The organism is Aedoeadaptatus coxii, from assembly GCF_001553115.1.
Classification (GTDB): Bacteria; Bacillota; Clostridia; order Tissierellales; family Peptoniphilaceae; genus Aedoeadaptatus; species Aedoeadaptatus coxii.
This window is the reverse complement of the sequence record NZ_KQ960182.1, coordinates 154033-169929: the sequence shown is the minus strand read 5'-3', so window position 1 is coordinate 169929 and position 15897 is coordinate 154033. Positions and strand designations below refer to the sequence as shown.

Genomic DNA, 15897 nt, shown 5'->3' with positions numbered 1-15897 from the left:
AATAGGAGGAAACTATGGTAGAAAAATATTTTGTCGATCCCACCGGGAATTCGAATGTAAAAATAGCAGACGACGTCGTAACGCGTATTGCGCAAGAAGCGGCAATTCGTGTCGAAGGCGTTTATAATAGTTACACTACACGGCGAGAAATGGTTGGCGAACTTTTAACCGGTCGCAACCCGTCGAAAACAAAAATTACAGGCGACGAAATGTCCAGTATCGTGGATATTTCCATTGTCGTCGAGTACGGCAAAAACATCGTAGAAGTTGCGGAAAAAGTTCAAGACGCTGTAAAAGAAAGCCTCGAAAACATGACCGACATCGCAATCGAAGCGGTAAATGTGCACATTAGCGGAGTAAGAGCGGAACACGAAAATCAAGCTGTTTAAATAGGGAAGGAAGCGCCTGTGAGTCGAAAACTGTCAAGAATTGCCATGATGAAAATACTCTTTGCCATGGAACATCGAAACGAATTCGATGACGACGTCATGGAGTCGTTTTTCGAGACTCAATGGGAAGAGTCGGAAATCGAAAAAATTTATAATCATGTTTTCTCAGGTAAAGCCCTTAAACAACGGCTGGAAAGTAGCTCCGAGTCGCCTTTAAATGAAGACGAGATTCTTTATTGTCGGGAACATATCGGGGCGTTGGTTCGCCATTTGGGAACTATCGACGAGCTGATCGCGAAAAATCTTAAAGATTGGACGCTGGATCGGTTAACGATCGTAGACCTTTCCATTATTCGCCTCGCCGTTTATGAAATTCTCTATTGCGATGATATTGCCAATGCCATTTCTGTAAACGAGGCTGTCGATATTGCTAAAATCTTCAGTACAAAAGACAGTGCTCGCTTTATTAACGGCATACTGGGTTCAATTTTGCGACAAAGTAATGATCAAGCCAATTAGCATTTCGGAACTATTAGACTACACGAAAAAAATAGTAAAATCCGATTACATTTTAAGAAAAGTGCGGGTGAAGGGTGAAATCGCTGAAATCGCTACGGCGCAAAGCGGTCACCTTTACTTTACGTTAAAAGACGACAGTGCTCGGCTTTCTTGCGTCATGTTTCGTGACGATCTAGTGGATAATGTTACGCAACAAGTGGGCATGGAAGTTGCGATCGACGGTTATGTCGATATTTATTCGCCTTCCGGACGCCTTCAATTGATTGCTAAAACCATGGAACCTACGGGTCAAGGCGCACTTTATAAACTTTTTCTTGAATTAAAAGACCTTCTCGAAAAAGAAGGTCTATTTGATATGGATAAAAAACGGCCCCTTCCCGAAAAGCCGTTAACCGTCGGCATGGTCACCAGTACGGCAGGAGCTGCGCAACACGATTTCCTCAGCGTGGCGGCGGCGAGAAATCCTGCGGTTTCGGTCATCATTTCTCCGAGCCGCGTTCAGGGAGAAGATGCCGGCAAAGAATTGGCACGCGCTTTTGAAAGGCTTGATGCGCGAGATGATATTGATTTAATCATTATCACTCGAGGCGGCGGATCCATGGAAGATCTATTTTGCTTTAACGACGAAAATCTTATTCGCGCCATCGACAAGAGACGCCATCCCGTAGTTTCGGCAGTAGGCCACGAAGTAGACACCACCTTGTGCGATTTTGTCGCGGATGTACGTGCGGCGACGCCGACTCACGGCGCGGAGATCATCATTCCGCAAGGGAAAGATATTTTGGAAGAGGCGAAGGCTCAGCTTCTTTCTATGGAGAATGGCCTCGGTCATCGCCTGAGGGATTATGCTCAAGCGCAACAATCTCTGTATTTTCGCCTGAAACACGCCATCTCTTTGGAGTCGGTGGCACATAAAATGGAATTGGCGAAAGAACTCAAGCGGCGTATGGTACGTCAAATGGAGAAAGTCTTAGAAGAGGAAGGAAGGGAAGGGGAATATCTTCTTAAAAGGATATACAAGGTACCTCTTCAAAGACGAGCATTAGAAGAGAGAGCGCTAATAGAAGATGGCCGGCTTAGAATCAATAAAGCGTTACTTAACGGATTCAATCGAGAAAGAGAACGGTTGGAATTATTAAAACTCCGCATTAAATCCGTTGGCGAATCAAAGCGTTCGCCGAGAGTAGTAAAAGACGGCAGGGGAATCCAAAGCATTCACGACGTGGAAGTCGGCGATAATCTTTCGATAGCATTAATCGACGGAACGGTCGATGTTTCTGTAAAGGGAATCATGAGGTATAGAGATGAATTATAGAGAAAAATCCGAAAAGCTTGAAAAAATGGTCGAGCAAATGGAAAATGACGATTTAACATTGGAAGAAATGGTCGCCTTATACGAAAAGAGTACGGCACTTTACAAAGAGCTCGAAAAAGACCTTTCCTCTTTGGAACAAAAGGTGCGCATTTTAACGGATGGGATGGAAAAGAAAGAAGAAGACGATGAATCGATTTGATACGCGTTTAAAAGAGTATTACAATTCTATTCAACTTGCAGCCGAAGAACTCAGAGAATCCATGGTGTATTCACTTTTTACCGGCGGTAAGCGGATTCGCCCGAGGATCTTTTACACCGTTTTGGAGGATTTACATTACAAAGGCGAAGCGGATTTTTATTTTGCCGCAGCTATGGAGTCTATTCATACATACAGTTTAATTCACGACGATCTACCTGCCATGGACGATGACGATATGCGTCGCGGCCAGCCGACAAATCACAAAAAATTCAACGAAGCCCTCGCTATTTTGGCAGGAGACGGTTTACTTTCTCAAGCGGGAGAGCTTGCTGCTCAGGGAGCCATGCTGGAGCCGAAGGGCGGTATTTTAGCCATGACGTATTTATTTAAAGCGGCAGGTACTACAGGTATGGTGGACGGCCAGACCCTGGATATTCGCGAAGGAGCTTCCTCCGGCGATGAGGTAATTTACTCGAAAAAGACGGGTGCTTTATTAGGCGGATGCTTTGCCATGGCAGGCGCTCTTTCGGGGAAGGATTCATCTTTCTGCGACAAGCTCTATCGCGTCGGTGAAACATTGGGGATAAGCTACCAATTTCAAGACGATTATTTGGATTTGGTAGAAGACGGAAAAGACGGAGAACAAGCATTTTTTACGGATAAAGCCGAACGCTACACGTCGGAATGTTTGGGACTTTTAAAAGAGTTAGGTGAGTTTCCCGAGACGGAAGCTCTTATATTAAAAATATTAAAACGGGATCGGTGATGACATGAGAGAGAGGGCAGACCTCTTATTGGTGAAAAAACATTTAGCGCCTTCTCGTGAAAAGGCAAAGACCATGATTATGGCGGGAGAAGCTTTTGTCGGTACGGAGCGTATAGCAAAGGCGGGACAAATGCTCGATGAGGATGTGGAGATTACAATCAAGGGCCACAGCTTGAAATATGTTTCTCGAGGCGGTTTTAAGCTGGAAAAAATCCTCGAAGACTATACTATTGATTTAAAAGACCACGTCTGCATGGATATCGGATCATCTACAGGAGGTTTTACCGACTGCATGCTGCAACACGGAGCAAAAAAAGTATATGCTGTCGATGTTGGCTATAATCAGCTCGCCTACGAGCTTCGCGTCGATCCGAGGGTCGTCGTAATGGAGCGCACCAATGTCCGTCATCTGGATAAAGAGCAATTGGCAGATGCTATCGACTTTATCTCCATTGACGTGTCTTTTATCTCTCTCGAACTCGTCTTACCGAAAGCCGTTTCATATTTGGAAAAGCCCGGTCGTATTTCCGCCCTTATTAAACCGCAATTTGAAGCCGGAAAAGATAAGGTAGGGAAAGGCGGCATCGTCAGCGATCCGAAAGTACACAGAGAAGTGCTTGAAAAAATCGTCGCCCTTGCAAAGGGTCTCGGCATGACCATCGAATCTTTAACTTTTTCGCCCATTCAAGGAGCAACGGGAAACACTGAATTTTTAATGCTAATGACCAATGGAGAGACCGATCGAAAGCCAATGAGCGTCGATGAGGTTATAAAAGCGTCGAAGGAGGAATTTCACTAACATGTTTTTACGTCTTCAAATCGACAATTTTGCTATTATTGAACATTCCCGTATCGAGTTTCACGACGGCTTTTCAGTGTTGACCGGGGAAACCGGCGCAGGGAAATCCATTATAATGGACGCCATCGGTTTATTACTCGGCGGTCGAGCACAAAAAAATATGATTCGAAAGGATGCGGAATTTTCTTCGATCCAAGGCGTTTTTATGACTAAAAATGAAAGAGCATTGGATTTTCTCGCAGAGAACCGTATTCCATATGAAGACGTGATTATTGTGGAAAGGGTCTTATTTAGAGATCGCCCCTCTATTTCCGAGATCAACGGCAAAACCGTAACCAATTCACTTTTGCGTGAATTCGGTTCCATTTTGGCGCTATCGGGTATGCAGGGAGAGAACAGTTTTTTGATCGATCCTAAGTTTCAGCTGGAACTGATCGATACTTTTTGCGGAAAGGATCATGTAGAAACTTTAAAAGAATTAAAGGGTGATGTCGCCGACTTTAAAGCTCTTGAAAATAAGCTTCATAGAGAAAGTGACGATCCTCAAAAAATGGCAAGAGAAATGGATTTGTTGCGTTACCAGGTAGATGAAATCGAATCTTTGGCTTTGGAGCCCGGAGAGGATGAATTTCTCCGAGAGGAGTTTCATGCTATACGCAATCAAAGCTCGACACTGGAATATTTAAAAGAGCTCTCTCAACTTTCTTTTGACGACGGCGGTATAAGAAGTTTAATGGATCGCTTCGCAGCGTCTTTGGAAAAGGTCGCACAAAATGACGGCCATTACGACAAACTTTCTGAGGAGTTTGAAGATCTTCGCTATCGCTTTCAAGACATCGCCTATACCTTAAGAGAGCGGGCGGAAAATTTTGAAGCGGATCCCGAGCGGCTTAACGAAGTTGCCGAGCGGTTGGACGCCATTAACGGTGCCAAGCGAAAATACGGCGATAGTTTGGAAAAGATTCAAGATTTCCTCGAAACGAGCCGTGAACGTTTGGCGTATTTGGAAGATTACGATCAAAACATAGAAGATCTGAAAGTTGAAATAGAAAAGGCAAAAGAAGAGGCGAATCGAAAAGCCGAACGTATTCGAGCATCACGAATGTCCATGGCAAAAAAAGTGGAGCATCGCATCGCCGAGGTTATGAAAGAGTTGGACATTCCCGAGGCGCGGTTTGAGATTCATTTCGAAGAGAAAAACCTGTCTGAAGACGGCAAAGACAGCGTGATCTTTATGGTGTCGACGAATAAAGGGGAAGATCTCCTTCCCCTTTCCGAAGTAGCATCAGGTGGGGAGATAAGCCGTATTTTCCTCGCATTTATCAGCATTTACGCCGAGTTTGACGAACGGGAAATCCTCATTTTGGACGAGGTGGACACGGGAATGAGCGGGAAAACGGCAAAGGTTGTGGCAAATAAAATGTCTCAACTTTCGAAAGATCGCCAGCTTATCGTCGTCAGTCACCTTCCCCAAGTTGTGGCTCGGGGAGACAGGCAATATCAAATTACGAAGAAAGAAGAAAACGGACGGACTGTGTCGATTGTGAAGTCTTTAGATAAAGAAGAGCGCGTCGCCTATTTAGCCACCATGATAAGCGGGGCAGATACGGAGACGACGCGAAATACAGCAAGAGAAATGTTGGAAGAACGATATGAGGAGGAAGTATGATTTCTGAAGAGCGCGTAATACGCAGCGAAAAGATTTATGAAGGCAAGGTCGTTACCTTGCGCTGTCATACTGTTGAATTAGACGGACAACGTTACGGCAAACGTGAAGTTGTGGAACATGCAGGCGGTGCCTGTATCGTTTGTTTCAGAGAAGACGGCAGTATTCCCTTTGTGCGTCAATATCGCATTGCCACGAAGAAAAACCTATTAGAACTTCCCGCAGGATTTATTGAACACGATGAAAATCCTATGACGGCAGCACTTCGAGAACTTTCGGAAGAGACCGGTCTTGAAGCTGATTCTGCTGACTTTTTGCTGGAAGCTTATACATCTCCCGGTTTTACAAATGAGAAAATCTACATCTTCATGTGCGAAAACCCGAAGCAAGGGGAACAATATTTAGATGAGACAGAGGATTTGGAAGTTGAGTATATGCAACTTGACGAAGCACTCCGCATGGTAAAACTCGGCGAAATTATCGACGCAAAAACCATTATCGGCTTGTATGCCGCCAAAGAAATGAGAGATAAAAAAGATGAATCAAGCAATTAATTTCATACAAAGTAAAACAACTATAAAACCAGAAATCGGCATAATTTTAGGAAGCGGCTTAGGGGATTTTGCAGAAACCATCGAAAATCCGACGCGTATTCCTTATGGCGATATCCCCGGATTCAAGGAATCTACTGTTCAAGGCCACAGCGGCGAGTTAATTATTGGAACCCTTAAAGGAAAAAACATCGTCGCCATGAAAGGGCGTATTCATTTTTATGAGGGATTCGATATTCAAGATGTGGTTTACCCCGTCAAAATTCTATGTGGATTGGGCATCGATAAACTTATCGTCACTAATGCCGCCGGAGGAGTCAACCGAAGCTTCAAACCCGGCACACTGATGCTCATCAACGATCACATCAATTTTAACGGCAAAAATCCTCTTATTGGGCCCAATGATCCTGTAGGCGATCGCTTCCCGGATATGTCCTATGCTTACGACCGCACGCTTCTGGATAAAGTGAAAAACATCGCCAAAGATTTAAATGTCGCCTATGAAACCGGCGTGTATATGTACATGACGGGGCCGAGTTATGAAACACCTGCAGAAGTACGTATGGCGGGAATTTTAGGTGCTGATGCCGTGGGCATGAGTACAGTACCCGAAGTCATCATTGCTCGTCATCGCGGCGTAAAGGTCATCGGTATATCCTGTATCACCAATATGGCGGCGGGAATTTTAGATCAGCCTTTGGATCACGAAGAAGTAATTCGCATTTCTGCAGAAGTTTCCGGCGAATTTAAAAAACTTGTTACGGGAATCGTTGAAGGGATTTAATTATGAGCGTATTGGAAGTTATTGAAAAGAAAAAACATGGAGTTCATCTTACTACCGACGAAATAAAAAAGACCATCGACGATTACGTTAGCGGCGTCATTAAAGATTATCAAATGAGCGCGCTATTAATGGCCATTTATTTCAATGGAATGAATGATGAGGAGATCAACGCCCTAACAGCATCCATGATCGATTCAGGCGATACTGTGGATTTATCGTCTATTAAAGGTACGATCGTAGATAAACATTCCACCGGCGGCGTCGGCGATACGACAACTCTGATTTTAGGACCCCTTCTTTCTGCATACGGCTTGCCCTTCGGCAAGATGAGCGGCCGCGGTTTAGGTCACACCGGAGGAACGTTGGATAAGCTTGAGTCCATACCCGGACTTCACGTCGATCTTTCCGTCGAAGAAATTATAGAAGCCACCAATAATGTAGGCATGGCGGTAGCAGGTCAGACGGCCAATATTACGCCGGCCGATAAAAAGCTCTACGCATTGCGGGACGCCACGGCAACAGTTGATGCCATTCCCTTAATTGCATCGAGCATTATGAGCAAAAAACTTGCCATTCACGGTGACTGTCTCCTACTCGATGTAAAAGTCGGAGACGGTGCCTTTATGCGCGACAAAGAAAGCGCTCTTACATTGGCCAAAACCATGGTTTCAATCGGAGAAAATTTCGGAAGAAAAACAGTTGCGATTTTAACGCGCATGGATCAACCCCTTGGAAAAGCTGTCGGCAACGGCCTTGAAGTTCAAGAAGCCATCGACACGTTGCGAGGTGAAGGGCCCGAAGACTTAACGGAACTTTGTATCGGACTCGCCGTGCGTTTAATCGCGATGACATGTGACGACGATAAAAAACGCATTGAACACGACGTTCGCTCCCTTATTAAAAACGGAAAAGCACTGGAACAATTTAGACGTTTTGTTGAAAATCAAGGAGGGGACGGCCGGGTCGTCGAAGATCCTTCTATTTTGCCGAAATCAACTCATAGCCTCGATGTAAAGGCTGTTTCTTCCGGTTATATTCAATCTATTCCTGCTCACGATGTTGGGATTTTAGCCAGAGATTTAGGAGCCGGACGCATAACGATGGACGATACATTGGATATGGCGGCGGGAATCTACCTCCACAAAAAAGTGGGCGATAAGGTAGAAAAAGGCGACGTCCTCGCCACTCTTTACAGCGCCAAACCGGAAGCTCTTCAAGAAGGAGAAAAGCGACTGGACGATATTATCAAGATCTCCTCGGAGGCTGTCCATGTAGAGCCGCTTATAATCGATGAGGTGTACCGTGGATTTTAGCGTGTATCTTTGGTCTATACCTGCCCTGATAATCGCAATTGTCGGCCATGAAATAGGTCACGGCTATGTTTCTTATTTGTTGGGAGATGACACGGCCAAGCGAGACGGACGGCTCAGCATTAATCCATTGGATCACATTGATCCCGTGGGGTTGTTGTTTATGATCGTCTTTCGTTTCGGCTGGGCGAAAGCGGTGCCCATTAATCCGAGATATTACAAAAACAGAAAACGAGGGACGATCATCGTTTCCCTCGCAGGCGTTACCGTGAATTTTATTTTCGCCCTCATTGCCGGAATTCTGCTCGTTTGGACATCAAAGCACAATTTTGTCATCAGCGAATTTTTCTATCAATTCCTTTGGTATAACACCATGCTCGGCGTATTTAATCTCGTTCCGTTACCGCCTCTCGACGGCTCTAAAGTGCTCGCATCCTTGCTTCCCAGCGATTTGGAATATAAATTTTACAGCTATGAAAAATATTTTTATTGGATCTTATTTATAGGCGTCGTCAGTGGATTTATTTCCCGCATTATCGGACCGGCGGTGTACGGTTTGGCAAATTTATTTGTTAGAATTGGAGCATTTTTAGTCTAATGAATTTTGAAATTGTCTACGAATCCTTTTCCGGGCCCATGGAGGTTCTCTTGGAGCTCATTAAGAAAAGAGAAATGGATATTTACGATATTCAAATTCATATTTTAGTGGATGATTTTCTCCACTACATCGACACTATGACCGGACCGATCATGGATTCCGTCGTCGATTTTTTATCCATGGCAAGTTATTTGCTTGCCATTAAAAGTCGTATGTTGTTGCCGGAGCGACCGACAGATGATGAGGAGGAAGAGGAAGATCCGAGAGAGGATCTCGTGGAAAGAATCGTCGAGTATCAACGCATGAAAGCATTGAGTGAACTGTTAGAGGAAATGGCAGCTTACGAAGACGGTGCTATTTACAAAAAGCAAGACGACTTTACCGATTTTTCCGAACAGGATTTGATTAACGACGGTAGCATCGAGGCTTTAACAAAGGCTTTTCGGGAAGCGATGCTTCAGTTTCAGATTCACGAAGAGGCTAAGCGTTCCCTGGAAAAGATTTCTGCCGCTGAATATAGTTTTCATCAGGCGAGGGAAAAAATTCAGTGGGCATTTAATCAATGGGAGAAGCCGAGTTTTCTCGACATGGTGAGGGATGCCGAAAGCCGCATCGAAATCGTTACGATCTTTTTAACTATGCTGGAACTGGTGAAAGGCCAAAGCATTTACTGCGAGCAAAAAGGAAGGGATATTATTTTGTCGAAGAGGGAAATACCATATGCATCCTAAAGCACAACTAGAAGCCCTGCTCTTTGCGTGGGGAGAACCTTTAAGTGAAAAAGAAATCCGTCAGGCATTGGATTTAACGGCCCTCGAGGCAAGAAACCTTTTGTCGGAACTGGGTGAGGATCTGAAAAAAGACGACAGAGGTTTACGCTTGGTTACCGTTGAAGACAGCTATCAGCTTTCGACAAAACCGGAACTTTTCGAAGAAATTGCGGCCTATGCTAAACGCAATCAATCGAAAAATCTTTCGAATGCCGCCCTCGAAACGCTCGCCATTGTAGCCTATAAACAGCCGGTTCTAAAATCCGATGTAGAAGATATCCGAGGCGTACGTTGTGACCAGGTATTAAAAAGTTTGGAACGTACGGAACTTATAACCGTTCTCGGCAGACGGGATATTCCGGGTCGGCCGAAAGTCTATGGAACGACCGAGTTATTTCTTAGAAAATTCGGGCTATCGGGTTTAGATGAGTTGCCGGTATTAGAGGAAGAGATAGAAGAGGAGACGGAATGAGACTACAAAAATACATGGCCCATGCAGGCGTCGCCAGCCGGCGAAAATGTGAAGAAATAATCGCCGAAGGTCGCGTTAAAGTCAATGGCGAAGTTGTCGATACTCAGGGCTATATAGTAGAAGAAGGTGATCGTGTCACAGTCGACGGTAAAAAAGTATGGCCTGTTAAGCGAAACACCTATATTCTCATGAATAAACCGAGGGGGATCGTATCGTCTGCTAAAGATAATAAGGATCGCCAAACGGTATTGGATCTTCTCTCATCCGATATTCGTGCCAGACTTTATCCTGTCGGACGATTGGATATGGACTCTTCCGGACTTATTCTGTTAACAGACGACGGCGAGTTGACAGAACGGCTACTCCATCCAAAGTACGAAATTGAAAAAACGTACAAGGTGACGGTGAACGGACTCGTCACGGAAGAAGAAGCAAAGGAACTTTCTAAAGGCGTCAAATTAAAAGACGGCATGACGGCTCCCGGTGAATTTAAAATTATCGAGCACCGTAATAAAAAAACCCGTTTGGAATGTACGATTCGGGAAGGTCGTAATCGTCAAATTCGCAGGATGTTCGAATCTTTAGGATATGAGGTCATTCAATTGGAGCGCATCGCCTTTGGGCCTTTAAAAATTACAGGTTTGGGAAAAGGGGATTACCGCACCTTGCGCGAAAAGGAAATCAGGTCGTTAAAGTCATGGAAATAATTCCCGGGAATGCCGTCCGTTGGTCCCATTTAATGGCGGAACGAATATTGGAAGAGGATTCCCTTGCCGTGGACCTTACGGCGGGTAACGGACACGATACTCTTTTTTTAGCTGAGGGCGCAGGGCGCGTCGTCGCCATGGACATTCAGGAAGCGGCTATCATATCAACGAATAAGCGATTAGAGGAACACGATATTCATAACGTAAAACTTATTTGCGACAGTCACGAGAAAATCGGACATTATGTTGAGATCGATACAGTGGATGTATTTTTTATGAACCTTGGCTATTTGCCCAAGGGAGATAAGAAAAACACGACGAAATGGGAAACGACGAAGACTACACTGGAGCTCATTTTAAAATCGATGAAAAAGCACGGACTATTTAGTATTTGTGTTTATCCCGGTCATGATGAGGGTGCTCGTGAAAGCCGGGGTTTAGAGGAATATTGCAAAAAATTGAATCCTCGTGAGTATCGCGTTACGGTCGTAGAATTTCCCAATCAGCAGGACGATTCGCCCTACTGGATCGGCATAGAGAGGTTTTAGATGATTATTATAATTGGCGGAGGGCCTGCCGGCATGATGGCGGCCATCCGAGGAGCCGAAAACGATAAGGTTTTACTTATTGAGCAAAATGAGAAGCTCGGCAAGAAACTGTTTATTACGGGGAAGGGTCGTTGTAATCTATGTAATGATTGTGACGATGAATTATTTTTCGATTCCCTTCATCGCAATGGCCGTTTTATGTATTCTTCTTATTACAGTTTTCCGAGTTATAGTTTGCAATCCTTTTTTCAATCAGGGGGCGTTCCCTTAAAAGTGGAACGCGGGCAGCGCGTCTTTCCCGTAAGCGATAAATCCTCTGATATTATTCGACGTTTGGAAAAAGAGCTAAAGAATCGCCAAGTGAATATTAGCTTAAACACGAAAGTGTCGAAAATCAAAAAGACATCTGACGGATTTTATGTCGAAACCGATCGAGGGCCCTTTTACGGCGATAAAGTCGTCGTGGCAACCGGCGGTATGACGTATAAAAATACGGGATCGACAGGTGACGGCTACCGGTGGGCGAAAGCATTCGATATAAATGTAGTGAAACCTGTTGCAGGTCTCGTCGGTTTGAAAGCGGATATCCCTTTTAGAGATTCCCTTCAAGGTTTGTCATTAAAAAATGTAGAGCTTTTCGCCCGTACGGAGGAGGATACCTACAGTGAATTCGGAGAAATGCTCATAACTCATTATGGAATAAGCGGCCCCATCGTTTTGAGTATGTCATCGCGGATTAATAGGGAAAATAAGGTGGACCTTTGGATCGATCTCAAGCCTGTCCTTACGAAAGAAAAACTGAATGAGCGTTTGATTCGTGAAGTAAACGAAAACAGCAATAAAGAGATCCATACGATTTTAAAAAGTATGGCACCGAAATCCCTCGTAGAGCCATTATTATCCCTTGCTAGGATTGAAGCGGCTTTGCCTGCTCATCAATTAACAGTGGACATGCGGGAAAATTTAGTCAAGAGCTTTAAATATTTCCCTCTGACCTATCGCGGACTATTCGAAGAAAACACAGGCATCGTCACAACCGGCGGTGTGGATGTTTCGGAGCTCAATCCCTCTACCATGGAAAGCCGCAAAATCAGCGGACTTTATTTTTGCGGAGAGGTCATTGACGTCGACGGACCGACGGGAGGATTTAATTTACAGATCGCCTTTTCCACCGGCTATCTTGCCGGAATGAGTGCATCAAAGGAGGAAGCATGAGTTTAAAAATTGCCATCGACGGACCGTCCGGCGCAGGAAAGTCCGCCATTGCTAAAGCTTTGGCCAAACGTCTAGATTACGAATACATCGACACCGGTTCTCTTTACAGAACCATTGCCTATATTGCTACAGAAATTGCCAAAACGGACGATGTAGAGGAAATTTTGAAGGCATGCGATAAGGTGCGTATTGGCTATGAAAACGGCGCGGTAACCCTGGACGGCTCGCCTTTAGGTGATGTCATTCGAACAGAGGCAATTTCTCAAAAGACATCGGAGCTTTCAAAAAATCCGAACGTACGACAATATTTGCTCCAATTGCAGAGACGGTTGGCGGAGAATGGCGGAACGGTAATGGAAGGTCGGGACATCGGCACGGTCATTTTGCCCGATGCGGAAGTTAAGTTCTTTTTAACTGCCAGCGAAGAAGAGCGGGCGAGGAGACGTTATTTACAGCGCAAAGAATTGGGCGAAACCGTCGATTTAAAAACCATACAGGCGGATCTACACAAGCGGGATCTTCGCGATCGTACCAGAGAAATTGCGCCTTTAAAGCAGGCGGAAGATGCCGTCGTCATTGATTCCACCAACCTCGGAGAAGACGAGGTCATTGAAAAAATGTTACATTACGTGGAGAAAGCAAGTGTTTTATAATTTTTTAAAGTATATTATCGGCTTTTTTCTTCGCATTATCTATCCTTACGAAGTAATCAATATGCCTACAATCGAAGATAAGGCCTATGTGCTAATAGCGAATCATAAGAGCAATTTAGACCCTTTAATTCTCTCGATTTTATTTCCGAGGAAAATTCGATGGATGGCGAAAAAAGAATTGTTCGAAACGCCCTTTATCAAGCATGTCATGAAAGGCGTGGACGCTATTTCTGTGGATCGGGACAATGGAGATGCAAAGAGTACCCTTCAAGCCATACGCGTCATAAAAGGAGGGGAAGTGCTGGGCATTTTTCCCGAAGGAACGCGGGTGAAGAGGATCGATTATAAAGCGGCTAAACCTGGTACGGTTCTATTGGCGGCGCGGACGGGAACGGATATTATTCCCGTCTATATCGAAGGGGACTATAAGCCCTTCCGCAAGCGTCGCTATATATTCAGAGAAATCATTCCGTTTGAAAAGCAAAAGCTTACAGAAGAGGAATATAGCCGGAAAATGGAAAAGATCATGGAAATCATTTATGAAGGGAGACAGAGCATTGGAGATCATTCTTAGTGATGTTTACGGCTTTTGTGGTGGTGTGAAACGTGCAGTCGATCTGGCATTTACCACGGCTCGAGAAAATTCAAATGTAAAAATGATGGGTGAGCTCGTCCACAATGCAGATGTCAATCGCGAACTTAAAGATCTGGGCGTAAATGTTATTGAAGAAGACGACCTTCCGAACGCAGCCACGGTTATTACAAGGAGCCACGGCACGACGAAAGAATTGAAGGAAGCTCTCGAATCGAAGGAAAATGTCGTCATCGATACGACTTGTCCTTTTGTTTCCCGCATTTACGGTATTGTTCGCGAAAATAACGAAAAGGGGATCCCCGTCGTCATCGTCGGCGACAAAGATCATCCGGAAATAAAAGGGATCGCAAGTTACGGCAGCCGTGTATTTATTGTAAAAGATGAAGATGAAGTGGATATGCTTCCACTTCATGAAGAAAATAAAATTGCATTGGTTTCTCAGACCACAAATCCGAAGAAAATCGTCGATAACGTGGAAGAAAGGCTAAAAGGTGTTTTCACAGGCGAGATTTTAAGGTATAATACCATATGTAAAGCCACAAACGACCGTCAGGATGCCTGTCGCATGTTGGCTCAAAATGTGGATTGTATGCTCGTTATAGGTGGTAAGAATAGTGCGAACACGAAAAAGCTCGCTAAGATTGCGGCGGATCACTGTGATCACGTCTACCATATTCAAACCATAAATCAACTTGATCTACGTCCATTTAAAAAATTTAATAAAATTGGTATTACCGCCGGGGCATCCACTCCGGATTCGGTAATCAAGGAGGCTGTTAGTAGAATGGATAACTTAAACAGGGACGAAATGAACAATGAAATGATGGAGGCCATTGAAAACTCTTTCACTCGTGTGCGCCGTGGTGAAATTGTCAGTGGTGAAGTTTTGTATGTTACCGATGATGAAGTCATGGTAAACATCGGCTACCGTGCAGACGGTATTATCTCCAGAGATGAATTGTCCAACGACCCCGATGTAAAACCTGAAGAACTTTTCAACCAAGGCGATGAAATTCAGGTTTACGTCATGAAAATGGACGATGGAGACGGTAATGTCGTCTTATCCTACAAACGTGTTGAAAACATGAAGGTTTGGGATGAGATGGAAGAAAAATTTGAAAACAATGAACGTGTTATGGCGCACGTTACTAACGTCGTCAAGGGCGGCTTAACTTGCGATGTCGATGGCCTCAACGGCTTTATCCCCGCATCTCACGTATCGGTTCGCTTCCAAAGAGATTTGAGCAAATACGTAGATCAAGATTTGGAATGCGAAATCATCGACTTCGACAAGAGTAGAAGAAAATTTGTACTTTCTCGTAAAAATATCGAATCTACCGAAATCGAAGAAAAGCGTAAAGAAGTTTACGAAACTCTCGAAGAAGGTCAATTCGTTGAAGGTACCGTTCAAAGACTTACCAATTTCGGCGCTTTCGTAGATGTCGGCGGCGTAGACGGATTAATTCACATTTCCGAATTATCCTGGAACCGTGTAAAACATCCCAGTGATGTTGTAAGCCCCGGCGAAAAGGTAAAAGTTTTGGTTCTTAAGATCGATGAAGAAAAGAACCGTATTGCCCTCGGATTAAAACAAACGACACAAAAACCCTGGGATACTTTTGTTGAAACCGTACAAGTCGGCGACGACGTAAAAGGTACTGTCGTAAACATCTTAGACTTCGGTGCTTTCGTTCGCCTCGAATCCGGCGTAGACGGATTACTTCACGTTTCTCAAATTTCCAGACAACACGTCGAAAAACCGGCTGACGTTTTAGAAATCGGTCAAGAAATCGACGTTCGCGTTACCGATATTAACTTCGAAGATAAGAAGATTTCTCTATCTATGAAGGCTCTTCAACCGGGCGGCGAAGATGAATCCGCTACCCAAGAAAAGAAGAGAGAGAAAAAACCTCGTCGTAAAGAGGCTGCTCCGGTAGAAGCAAAACCTGAAGAAGAAAACTTCTCCATGGCTATCGGTGATTTAATCAACTTTGGCGACTTAGAAGCCGAAGCTGAAGAAAGCCAAGACGAAGAATAAAAA

At 44.5% G+C, this 15897-nt stretch carries 19 protein-coding genes; all 19 read left to right on the top strand.

The features are described from left to right. The first annotated feature begins 14 nt into the window (after nt 1-14). The 19 genes from HMPREF1863_RS07670 to HMPREF1863_RS07580 are packed head-to-tail and all read left to right on the top strand — an operon-like array spanning nt 15 to nt 15894. Nucleotides 15-389, top strand: coding sequence for an Asp23/Gls24 family envelope stress response protein (locus tag HMPREF1863_RS07670; RefSeq protein ID WP_068369568.1), 375 nt, complete (start codon nt 15-17; stop codon nt 387-389). Nucleotides 390-407: 18 nt separating this feature from the next. Continuing rightward, the gene (gene nusB, locus HMPREF1863_RS07665) at nt 408-908 is read left to right on the top strand and encodes a transcription antitermination factor NusB (protein WP_157065102.1); all 501 of its coding nucleotides are present in this window, start codon (nt 408-410) and stop codon (nt 906-908) included. Continuing rightward, nucleotides 892-2223, top strand: coding sequence for an exodeoxyribonuclease VII large subunit (xseA, locus tag HMPREF1863_RS07660; protein ID WP_068369562.1), 1332 nt, complete (start codon nt 892-894; stop codon nt 2221-2223). Before nusB ends, xseA begins: the two co-directional genes overlap by 17 nt. Then, entirely contained in the window at nt 2213-2422 is a 210-nt protein-coding gene (xseB, locus tag HMPREF1863_RS07655) for an exodeoxyribonuclease VII small subunit (protein ID WP_068369559.1), read from the top strand. The genes xseA and xseB overlap by 11 nt, the downstream gene beginning before the upstream one ends. Continuing rightward, nucleotides 2409-3188, top strand: a complete 780-nt coding sequence (locus tag HMPREF1863_RS07650; protein ID WP_068369556.1) for a polyprenyl synthetase family protein — start codon at nt 2409-2411, stop codon at nt 3186-3188. Before xseB ends, HMPREF1863_RS07650 begins: the two co-directional genes overlap by 14 nt. 4 nt (nt 3189-3192) lie before the next feature. Continuing rightward, nucleotides 3193-3987: a TlyA family RNA methyltransferase gene (locus HMPREF1863_RS07645; RefSeq protein WP_068369547.1), complete on the top strand. Its 795-nt coding sequence runs from the start codon at nt 3193-3195 to the stop codon at nt 3985-3987. A gap of 1 nt (nt 3988) precedes the next feature. Continuing rightward, nucleotides 3989-5656, top strand: coding sequence for a DNA repair protein RecN (gene recN, locus HMPREF1863_RS07640; protein WP_068369542.1), 1668 nt, complete (start codon nt 3989-3991; stop codon nt 5654-5656). After that, complete coding sequence (locus HMPREF1863_RS07635; RefSeq protein WP_068369535.1) at nt 5653-6207, top strand: NUDIX hydrolase; 555 nt, start codon at nt 5653-5655, stop codon at nt 6205-6207. Before recN ends, HMPREF1863_RS07635 begins: the two co-directional genes overlap by 4 nt. Continuing rightward, entirely contained in the window at nt 6191-6988 is a 798-nt protein-coding gene (locus HMPREF1863_RS07630) for a purine-nucleoside phosphorylase (RefSeq protein ID WP_068369532.1), read from the top strand. Before HMPREF1863_RS07635 ends, HMPREF1863_RS07630 begins: the two co-directional genes overlap by 17 nt. A 2-nt stretch (nt 6989-6990) precedes the next feature. Next, on the top strand, nt 6991-8301 hold the full coding sequence (locus HMPREF1863_RS07625; protein ID WP_068369529.1) for a thymidine phosphorylase: 1311 nt from the start codon (nt 6991-6993) through the stop codon (nt 8299-8301). Continuing rightward, complete coding sequence (locus HMPREF1863_RS07620) at nt 8279-8896, top strand: site-2 protease family protein (RefSeq protein WP_068369525.1); 618 nt, start codon at nt 8279-8281, stop codon at nt 8894-8896. The genes HMPREF1863_RS07625 and HMPREF1863_RS07620 overlap by 23 nt, the downstream gene beginning before the upstream one ends. After that, the gene (locus tag HMPREF1863_RS07615; RefSeq protein WP_068369522.1) at nt 8896-9627 is read left to right on the top strand and encodes a segregation and condensation protein A; all 732 of its coding nucleotides are present in this window, start codon (nt 8896-8898) and stop codon (nt 9625-9627) included. Before HMPREF1863_RS07620 ends, HMPREF1863_RS07615 begins: the two co-directional genes overlap by 1 nt. Further along, nucleotides 9617-10138, top strand: a complete 522-nt coding sequence (gene scpB, locus HMPREF1863_RS07610; protein WP_068369520.1) for an SMC-Scp complex subunit ScpB — start codon at nt 9617-9619, stop codon at nt 10136-10138. Before HMPREF1863_RS07615 ends, scpB begins: the two co-directional genes overlap by 11 nt. Then, nucleotides 10135-10845, top strand: a complete 711-nt coding sequence (locus HMPREF1863_RS07605) for a pseudouridine synthase (RefSeq protein ID WP_068369517.1) — start codon at nt 10135-10137, stop codon at nt 10843-10845. Before scpB ends, HMPREF1863_RS07605 begins: the two co-directional genes overlap by 4 nt. Next, nucleotides 10836-11393, top strand: coding sequence for a tRNA 5-(aminomethyl)-2-thiouridylate-methyltransferase MnmM (locus tag HMPREF1863_RS07600; RefSeq protein WP_068369514.1), 558 nt, complete (start codon nt 10836-10838; stop codon nt 11391-11393). Before HMPREF1863_RS07605 ends, HMPREF1863_RS07600 begins: the two co-directional genes overlap by 10 nt. After that, entirely contained in the window at nt 11394-12608 is a 1215-nt protein-coding gene (locus HMPREF1863_RS07595; protein WP_068369507.1) for a BaiN/RdsA family NAD(P)/FAD-dependent oxidoreductase, read from the top strand. After that, nucleotides 12605-13261 carry a (d)CMP kinase gene (gene cmk, locus HMPREF1863_RS07590; RefSeq protein WP_068369506.1) on the top strand — a complete coding sequence of 219 codons (657 nt, stop codon included), beginning with the start codon at nt 12605-12607 and terminating at the stop codon, nt 13259-13261. The genes HMPREF1863_RS07595 and cmk overlap by 4 nt, the downstream gene beginning before the upstream one ends. Then, complete coding sequence (locus tag HMPREF1863_RS07585; RefSeq protein ID WP_068369497.1) at nt 13251-13835, top strand: lysophospholipid acyltransferase family protein; 585 nt, start codon at nt 13251-13253, stop codon at nt 13833-13835. The genes cmk and HMPREF1863_RS07585 overlap by 11 nt, the downstream gene beginning before the upstream one ends. Continuing rightward, a complete protein-coding gene (locus tag HMPREF1863_RS07580) occupies nt 13801-15894 on the top strand; it encodes a bifunctional 4-hydroxy-3-methylbut-2-enyl diphosphate reductase/30S ribosomal protein S1 (RefSeq protein ID WP_083508574.1) in 2094 nt (697 codons plus the stop codon). Before HMPREF1863_RS07585 ends, HMPREF1863_RS07580 begins: the two co-directional genes overlap by 35 nt. Nucleotides 15895-15897 lie beyond the last annotated feature (3 nt).

What these genes read in the sequence shown, in the direction of transcription:
- HMPREF1863_RS07670 (WP_068369568.1), top strand. Translation starts at nt 15, where the DNA reads ATGGTAGAAAAATATTTTGTCGATCCCACCGGGAATTCGAATGTAAAA.
- xseA (WP_068369562.1), top strand. Translation starts at nt 892, where the DNA reads ATGATCAAGCCAATTAGCATTTCGGAACTATTAGACTACACGAAAAAA.
- xseB (WP_068369559.1), top strand. Translation starts at nt 2,213, where the DNA reads ATGAATTATAGAGAAAAATCCGAAAAGCTTGAAAAAATGGTCGAGCAA.
- HMPREF1863_RS07650 (WP_068369556.1), top strand. Translation starts at nt 2,409, where the DNA reads ATGAATCGATTTGATACGCGTTTAAAAGAGTATTACAATTCTATTCAA.
- HMPREF1863_RS07645 (WP_068369547.1), top strand. Translation starts at nt 3,193, where the DNA reads ATGAGAGAGAGGGCAGACCTCTTATTGGTGAAAAAACATTTAGCGCCT.
- recN (WP_068369542.1), top strand. Translation starts at nt 3,989, where the DNA reads ATGTTTTTACGTCTTCAAATCGACAATTTTGCTATTATTGAACATTCC.
- HMPREF1863_RS07635 (WP_068369535.1), top strand. Translation starts at nt 5,653, where the DNA reads ATGATTTCTGAAGAGCGCGTAATACGCAGCGAAAAGATTTATGAAGGC.
- HMPREF1863_RS07630 (WP_068369532.1), top strand. Translation starts at nt 6,191, where the DNA reads ATGAATCAAGCAATTAATTTCATACAAAGTAAAACAACTATAAAACCA.
- HMPREF1863_RS07625 (WP_068369529.1), top strand. Translation starts at nt 6,991, where the DNA reads ATGAGCGTATTGGAAGTTATTGAAAAGAAAAAACATGGAGTTCATCTT.
- HMPREF1863_RS07620 (WP_068369525.1), top strand. Translation starts at nt 8,279, where the DNA reads ATGAGGTGTACCGTGGATTTTAGCGTGTATCTTTGGTCTATACCTGCC.
- HMPREF1863_RS07615 (WP_068369522.1), top strand. Translation starts at nt 8,896, where the DNA reads ATGAATTTTGAAATTGTCTACGAATCCTTTTCCGGGCCCATGGAGGTT.
- scpB (WP_068369520.1), top strand. Translation starts at nt 9,617, where the DNA reads ATGCATCCTAAAGCACAACTAGAAGCCCTGCTCTTTGCGTGGGGAGAA.
- HMPREF1863_RS07605 (WP_068369517.1), top strand. Translation starts at nt 10,135, where the DNA reads ATGAGACTACAAAAATACATGGCCCATGCAGGCGTCGCCAGCCGGCGA.
- HMPREF1863_RS07600 (WP_068369514.1), top strand. Translation starts at nt 10,836, where the DNA reads ATGGAAATAATTCCCGGGAATGCCGTCCGTTGGTCCCATTTAATGGCG.
- HMPREF1863_RS07595 (WP_068369507.1), top strand. Translation starts at nt 11,394, where the DNA reads ATGATTATTATAATTGGCGGAGGGCCTGCCGGCATGATGGCGGCCATC.
- cmk (WP_068369506.1), top strand. Translation starts at nt 12,605, where the DNA reads ATGAGTTTAAAAATTGCCATCGACGGACCGTCCGGCGCAGGAAAGTCC.
- HMPREF1863_RS07580 (WP_083508574.1), top strand. Translation starts at nt 13,801, where the DNA reads ATGAAGGGAGACAGAGCATTGGAGATCATTCTTAGTGATGTTTACGGC.